Below are 7,368 nucleotides of genomic sequence, written 5' to 3'. Positions count from 1 at the left end.
AAAAATGCTTCTGAGAACGGAAAAAGCTTCTTATATTTGCTGCCGCTAAGGAGGAATGGCAGAGTGGTCGAATGCGGCAGTCTTGAAAACTGTTGAGGGTCACACCTCCGGGGGTTCGAATCCCTCTACCTCCGCAAACAAAAGCTTCACAATAGGTGAAGATTTTTTTATTCCCCGTAGTCAAAGAAGCTTGCTTCTAATTGACGAAGGGGAATAAAAGGAAGCAACTCGAAGAGGTGCTTTTCTTTGCAGGACCCTCTTGCGGGATCAACGCAGTTAATCCCCGAAGTTTACTTCGAGGAGGCGGAAGAACATCAAAAAACAACCAAGCGCAGCATGCCACCGCACTATCTGGCCCCTCACTATAAAAGGTCTGCAAGACCTTTTATTAGCGTTCGGTCCGATTTTTATGCTTGCCAAGGATTCCTTTATAGGGTTCAACGCAATTAATCCCGCAATTACAGATTGTTTTAGGCCTGTGGCACTCCTACCATAGACCTGGTGTATAAATAAGCTGATCCTTGAAACGGCCATTAAAAAAACTGATTGAGAAAATTTAGAGAGCGCCGTAAATTGATTATTTACAAAATCGCGTTTCCTTGAATTTTGGATTGCTTGAGCTATAAATAGTACGGGAACAAACTAGCGTTTACTTTCCGCTTCGTACATAGTGAAATCTTATTGTTTTCATTTATTTTTTCTTGTCCGGAGCAAAATTCATAAGATTTTGAGGAATCAAAAAAATACGCTAACCATTCAATTATGTCCGAAGCTTATATTGTTTATGGGGTTTGTTGTAAAACGTTGCGACACTTTCGAGTAATCAAGTTTCTTTGATTTTAAACTTATGTGCATTCTATTTTAAAATCAATTTGGAATATATATTACTGGTTGCCAAGCAGTTAATAACCAGTCTCCATCTTCTTTTCGTTGTACTTCTAAAAATCTAGTTGTGAATACCAACTCTTCCATCTTATAAATAACTTTAACATCAATGAAACCAGTCAGTACCGCGGTTTTTTCATAAACACGCACATTTACGTCTCTTGGAACAAATGACAAATAATCTATTCTTTCAGTTTTTACGGTTTCAATAAATCCTGATTTTGTTTCAGTCGAGCCTTTTGTGTGTCCATAGGTGAGGTCATCGGCAAGAAGGCTTTTAAGTTTCACAACATCAGCTTCTATCATTGCAGAAAACCTAGCAGATTGTTGATTAAGAATTAGTTGTTCAGAAATATTTGTATCCTCATTCTGCCCAATTGCAAATTGATTGGAAAGGAATACTAATATTCCAAATATTTTTAGTGCTTTCATAATTCAGAATTAATATTTTCCATTTTTAGTGTGACGTTTTTCAGAACTATGTTTACAACGTTCGGGATAAGCGGTCGTTTTAATGCCCTTTATACATTGTTGGAGGGCGTTTTTAATTCATCCTTCGTTGAACAACTCCATTTTTAATCACTCTATTTATTGAGAGCGTATTGCTAATAGAATCAAGTGGATTATGGTCAAGTAAAATCATATCTGCATACTTCCCAACTTCTATTGTACCCAAGCTATCCAATTGATGCAACATTTTAGCGGCATTGTGCGTGCTCATTTTTATTATTTCCAATGGGGCAAATCCCCCAAGTTCCATAATCTGCATTTCCTCATGCAAGCTAATTCCTGGTAAAATGAAATCATTACCAGTATCAGTTCCAAGTGCAATGTTAATTCCTTTGGCATATAGTAATTTTAAATCTTCTGTTTGTTTGGTGATCATACTTAGAAGTGTAGGGATTTTTTCATCGGTCATAAACTTTCTGGCTTTTAGTATTCCTAAGGATTTCGCTTTTCTTGCAGGGTCAGATAGATACGCTAACTCTTCCAAGTCTTGTATATTCGTTTCTTTCAGGCGTTTAATCCAATCAATCCGTAAAGGATATAACCAACTCTTTTTCAACATTAGTGTGGGTACAATTGAAGCATTATTTTCGATGAGTCCAGCTATGATGGCAGCATCTCTTTCCCAGTCCAGGTCAATCATAACATAATGAAGATAATTTTTCACTCCGGCTTGTTGAGCCATGGCCAGTTCTTCATTATCACTGACATGTACAAAAACTTCCAATCCATTTTTCGCGGCTTCTTTTACAACTTTATTCACGAAGTTTTGTGGCATACGATCAACAAAAGGAGGAAAAGGCCCATCTTCTATTGTGAGTTTTATTCCAACAATAGGATATTGAGCAACCTGTTTTACTATCGATTCAATTTGAAGAGTATCTCTAAGGAAAAAGACCGATTTTCCATCAATCCAATCATTAGAAGAGTAGGTTTTAACTGGGTGTTTTCCTTCCATTGTAAAATGTTGACTGGTATGGAAAACTCTGGGTGCTGGTATTGAATCTTGTGCGCCCATATCCCTCATTTCTTCGAAATAATCGTTAGTGCATTTACTTCCTCCTGTAACCAGAATTGAAGTCACTCCATAATGCGCAAATCTTGGAAAATCCCCTATATAATCTGTGGTATGGGTATGGCAATCAAAAAGGCCCGGAATAAGATATTTATCAGTTCCATCAATTACGTTGGCAGTACCTTCTATTTGCCCTTTTTCAATCTTTACTATTTTGTTCCCTTTAATGTAAATGTTTACTTCATTCTGCATTGGATTTCCAGTTCCGTCAATTAAATTGACTTTTGATAAAATCAAATCAAAATGTTCAGATTGCTTTGTCGAACATGACGTTAGGCAAATACAAATTAAAAAAGTTATAAATCTCATATCATTATTTTTATGACCGCCAACGTTCTATGGCATGAAACGTAGGACATGTCCGGATTGCAAACTTGTCCACCTAGACTAAGCTCGTCAAGAATGCGAAACTTGAGGAAAGCACTGTATGTCCTATGTTTTTTGTTAGCTAACGTTTTTGGCTATGATTTTGGCGCGAAATAGGGGCGAAGCTAAGCGTTGGGTTTCCTGCTTTGCAGAACAAATTAACGTCGGTAAAAGCGAGCCCTGACTGTTTCGCATTCAGGCCAGTTCCTTGTTTTTATTAAATGTAGGAAATTCTGACGAAGTTCTATTGCAGCGCTGAATTATAGCTGTTGTTGGCACACGTATTTATTTAAATAAGTAAACTTTTTGTTATACAACCTAACTCTGCCCAGGATTTTCCTTTTTTATCCGGAAACACCACTTCTCCAATAAGTACGACTCTCCTAACCTTCGTTTATATATGACATTTATAAAAGAAAGCTCAGATATAAACCCCAAATATAATGTCGTACTATGACTTTGTTCTATACCCATTTACATGTACACTCAATACACTGCTGTCCTAATTATTTCAGAATACCTACGACCAACCACACAATTTCTTAGATAAAATACATTGTTCATAGTATCATTATTCGAACATCATTCTTTTTCTACTTTATTGACCGAAAAAAACCTTCATTTCCTCGAAACTGCCAAAAATTCATAGGCGATATCTCAAAATCCAACAATTTAACGAGGGTTGCATGCTAAAACCTGTGAAAAATTCATAATGGAAAAAGCCGTACTCTTTCGAAATTTGACCAGATGAACCCCAATATCTTAACCTATGAAGAATTTTACTCTCTATTCAAAAACTGTGGTAGGAGGTCTGTTACTAATGCTTTGCACTACAAGCCTAGCACAAGAGCAAAGGACCAGTAACAAGAACACTGCTAAAAGTATTGAAGCAGACAAACGCATAGACGACTATCTAAGTCTCTCAAAGCTTGGATACACCGAAAAGGAGATCTTTGAAGATCTTGGCAATGCCAATTTCCTTGCTGAAAAGTATGATGCCGCTGCCTTTTGGTATCAAAAATTACTCGATCTAAGCGGAACGGACGCCATTTCCCCCAATTATATGGATCGCTATAAGGTGGCCATGCACAAAGCCGGAAAAGCCAATTATGGCAATGAGATTGTGCATGCCGACTGGCATTCCCAGATAAAGGAAGAGTATACTACTAACAAAGGGTACTCCAGAAAAGATTTCAACCCGGAATTTGCAAAAAACGAAATCAGGCCGCAATTCAGCGAAGATGAATGGTCTAGTTCTATGGAAGCCTTATATAAATTAGCGGGCCTAACCTATAAGGAGGTAGACTTTCCTGCCCCCAATTCCGGGTTAAAAGGACAGGCCTATACACCACCAATCACTGTTTCTGCAGATCGGAAGACAGCCTTTTTCAGTAAGACCACCTTGGTAAAACCGGAATACGGAATCTTTTCCAAAAAGGAATTGGTCCATAAAATTTATAAAGCTGAAAATATCAATGGAAAATGGATGAATGTTGCCGAGCTGGGCATCTGCCCCAAATATGCCTCAGCGATGCATCCGGCCATTTCGCCGGATGGGCAACGTTTGTTCTTTGCCTCGGATATGCCGGGTTCTTATGGGAATTACGATATCTATGTAGCCAGGATCTATAAGGATGGCAGGGTTGGGATCGCAAAAAACCTGGGCGATAAGGTAAATACCAAGAAAAATGAATTGTATCCTAATCTTATTGGAGGTGACCTGCTATTCTTTGCTTCTAATGGCAGGGAAGGATACGGAGGTTTAGATGTGTATGCCGTGCAGGTGGGTGAAAGGAAAGTAGGCATGGCCTTAAATGTGGGGACACCTTTTAACAGCCAGCACGATGATTACGCCCTTAGTCTAAAAACAGAACAGGGACTTGCTATGGTCATGTCTAACCGCGGAGATAAGGCCAGTGAAGCACAACAGTTGGTTTTCTCCGTTTCGGAGGTACAGAAAAACAACCAGACAACAGACAAGAAAAATAACTTTCTGGAATTACTGCCAATGGATCCTAACAGTATATACACCAATATTTACTATCAGGACTAAGGAATAGACCCCTTGGAGGTATTGAATATTTTCCAAAGTTGAATAAAATGGGCGATTCGAACCCTTATCCCAACAACTGTATTCAATAAAAAAAGATGAGATAACATATCACATTACAGATCGGTCGGATGTCATTGGGGATTCATCTGGTTATTACCCAATTGTTAGTTAGTGTTCAACGTAACAAAAAGCATGTAAATGTTTTTCTGAAAAACAGTTAAAGAGAGCAATTTATATGCAGGCAATAGTAGAACCCAGAGAACAGGTTGTATTATGGTTATCTGACCGATTTTTTATCTAATATTTCCAAGTTTCACTTGAAAGATTTTGTCATAAATTGGGCTAATTTTACAAACCGGGTAGTTGGTTTTGTGGCATAATTCCGACAAAATACATACTTTTCTTACACTTTGTCGAAAAAATCTGCATTTCCTAGGACGAAAACAGTGCAATCTGTAATTTTTCCCTTCAAAATAATACAACCCAAATCTCAATCCTATGGAAATGATCTTTACCTCAAAAATGGATGGAAGAAACATTCCGCCTTTTTATTCCGACTTACTATTGCGAAAGATTCTCGCAAGAAAGAGTACCTTATTTTGGAAGTATTCCGACAGAATTCAACATCTGTTATTTGGAATATCTGGCCTTTAGCCTATAAAAGATAACTTAAGACCCCAGCTTCACAAACGTTTTACGTTTCATCTTTATTAATTGTCAGTAAAGTGATGATCGATGAGATTTATATCTCAGGGTCAATGATGGAAACGGTTGTTTGATGTACATGGGTTTTATCTAAAGTTGTGCTGTCTTTATTGACATACATGGCTACGAGCTTATCATTTTCCAAAAAATAAATCATACGACAACCCCAAATCTTGTCACTATGAATACAACTACTCTTAAAGTTATTGTCATTGATGATGATCCCAAATTTCAGAAGACCTATAGCTATTATTTTAGTACCTACAGGGAATATGAGTTAGCAGGAATCTATCACACCGTAGAAGAGGCCCTGGAAGATTATGATGCGGTACGCCCGGATATTGTCTTATCTGAAATAGGGTTTACGGGTCTTTCAGGCATAGAAGGCCTGATAGAAATACAAAAATCAGAAAATGCTGCCATGGTGATCATAGTAAGCTTTGAAGATGATTTTGAAAGGATCATGAAGGCGTTTAAGTTTGGGGCCGAAGGCTATCTCACCAAACCGATTGGAAAGAAAAGACTACGGCATGCCTTAAATTCCATTAAAAATGAAGGGGCGGCCATAAGCCATGATATTGCCAAAAAGATTATTTCTATGTACCGGAGAAAATCATACGAGTGTTTTTCTGAGCGTGAAAACCAGATCATAGAGCATCTGGGTCAGGGAGCGACGTATAAGGCAATTGCAGAAAAGTTATTTGTGACCCCCAGTACCATCAATTTTCATATCCAGAATATTTATATCAAACTCAATGTGAATAGCAAGTCGGAAGCGTTGAGAAAAATCAGAGAAATGAACGCTGCGTAAGTACCATTGCCATACTTAGTTTAGTACCTTAGAGCGAAGCAATTAATTGCATAAAATACTATTTTCATCCATTTGCATTCGTTGACTTTACTCGAGAAGGAAAATTTCTTTCAAAAAGGTATAAAAAACTAAGTATTTAAGATAATGGAAAATGCAGATCAATTACTCACATTTACACAAGTTGCCATTGCCGTAGCCGGTTTTGCCGGTATCATCGGCACATTTCAGTTTAAAGAAGGAGAAAGAATTAGGCGAGGAGATGCAGTAGGATTAGCGGTAGTGGTTAATACGGGATTAATGAGCGCCTTTTATTCAACCTTACCTTTGCTTTTAATAAATTTCGGGATGGATGATCCAACCGTATGGGCGATCAGCAGCGCTATGACATGTCTTATCTATGCTTATTTCTCTTATGATATTGCCATTCGACTTAAGAATTTCAAGACGTTTAAATCTTTAAATAAAATAATCATCTATTTATTATTCATTACCGGGTTTATTATCATAGTTATAAATTTTCTTAATGCCTGTAATATTTTTTTCAATAGAGAATTCGGGCCGTTTTACATTTCTCTGATTTATTCACTTGGTATAGTTTGTTATATGTTTTCTCGCCTTTTGCTTCGCCCTATCTGGAGAACCCTTAGAAAACAGGAGTCTGAAAATATAGACAATCACGTAGTGTGATTAACCTTTTAATTGCCTTATAATTGTAATCCGATGATTATATCACTTAGGCAATTTAATAGCTTATTATAAGGTATATACAAACCTGAAGGTCACAAATCGAGGCTGAATAAATGTTTCTGAGGTAAATACAGAGAGGTTATTTGCACTGTTTCTAACTTGAGAGTCTATGTCTAATAAATTCGTGGCCCTAATTTCATATTCCCATTTGGCGTCCCTGTCTTTTCTGTATGAAATAGAAGCATCCCAGTTCTGAAACGATTGTGATTCGCCATTGCC

6 protein-coding genes and 1 tRNA gene are annotated in these 7,368 nt (G+C 37.5%); 4 read left to right on the top strand and 3 right to left on the bottom strand.

The features are described 5' to 3' along the window. Positions 1-49: 49 nt before the first annotated feature. Positions 50-134: transfer RNA gene (locus WBM49_RS02785), tRNA-Ser, on the top strand. A gap of 733 nt (positions 135-867) precedes the next feature. Here the strand turns inward: WBM49_RS02785 and WBM49_RS02780 are convergent. Both WBM49_RS02780 and WBM49_RS02775 read right to left on the bottom strand, forming a co-directional pair. Beyond that, positions 868-1,317: a nuclear transport factor 2 family protein gene (locus tag WBM49_RS02780; protein ID WP_424370538.1), complete on the bottom strand. Its 450-nt coding sequence runs from the start codon at positions 1,315-1,317 to the stop codon at positions 868-870. 112 nt (positions 1,318-1,429) lie between these two features. Then, entirely contained in the window at positions 1,430-2,776 is a 1,347-nt protein-coding gene (locus WBM49_RS02775) for an amidohydrolase family protein (protein ID WP_424370537.1), read from the bottom strand. 826 nt (positions 2,777-3,602) lie between these two features. Between WBM49_RS02775 and WBM49_RS02770 the strand changes: the two genes are divergently transcribed. The 3 genes from WBM49_RS02770 (at position 3,603) to WBM49_RS02760 (ending at position 7,089) form a co-directional block, all read left to right on the top strand. Further along, complete coding sequence (locus WBM49_RS02770) at positions 3,603-4,886, top strand: cell envelope biogenesis protein OmpA (protein ID WP_424370536.1); 1,284 nt, start codon at positions 3,603-3,605, stop codon at positions 4,884-4,886. Between the two features lie 886 nt (positions 4,887-5,772). After that, positions 5,773-6,402 (top strand): response regulator, encoded by a 630-nt coding sequence (locus WBM49_RS02765; protein WP_424370535.1) that lies wholly within the window; start codon positions 5,773-5,775, stop codon positions 6,400-6,402. A 144-nt stretch (positions 6,403-6,546) separates the two neighbouring features. Then, positions 6,547-7,089, top strand: a complete 543-nt coding sequence (locus WBM49_RS02760; protein WP_424370534.1) for a hypothetical protein — start codon at positions 6,547-6,549, stop codon at positions 7,087-7,089. Positions 7,090-7,155: 66 nt separating this feature from the next. Here WBM49_RS02760 and WBM49_RS02755 read toward each other — a convergent pair. Then, on the bottom strand, positions 7,156-7,368 hold a 213-nt coding region (locus WBM49_RS02755; RefSeq protein WP_424370533.1), incomplete at its 5' end, for a hypothetical protein.

This window comes from Muriicola sp. (assembly GCF_049669965.1).
In the GTDB taxonomy this organism is placed as follows: Bacteria; Bacteroidota; Bacteroidia; order Flavobacteriales; family Flavobacteriaceae; genus Muriicola.
This window is presented reverse-complemented; position numbering and strand designations above follow the sequence as displayed.

Excerpts from the sequence above, each read along its gene's own strand:
- WBM49_RS02780 (WP_424370538.1), bottom strand. The coding sequence starts at position 1,317 with ATGAAAGCACTAAAAATATTTGGAATATTAGTATTCCTTTCCAATCAA.
- WBM49_RS02770 (WP_424370536.1), top strand. The coding sequence starts at position 3,603 with ATGAAGAATTTTACTCTCTATTCAAAAACTGTGGTAGGAGGTCTGTTA.
- WBM49_RS02775 (WP_424370537.1), bottom strand. The coding sequence starts at position 2,776 with ATGAGATTTATAACTTTTTTAATTTGTATTTGCCTAACGTCATGTTCG.
- WBM49_RS02765 (WP_424370535.1), top strand. The coding sequence starts at position 5,773 with ATGAATACAACTACTCTTAAAGTTATTGTCATTGATGATGATCCCAAA.
- WBM49_RS02760 (WP_424370534.1), top strand. The coding sequence starts at position 6,547 with ATGGAAAATGCAGATCAATTACTCACATTTACACAAGTTGCCATTGCC.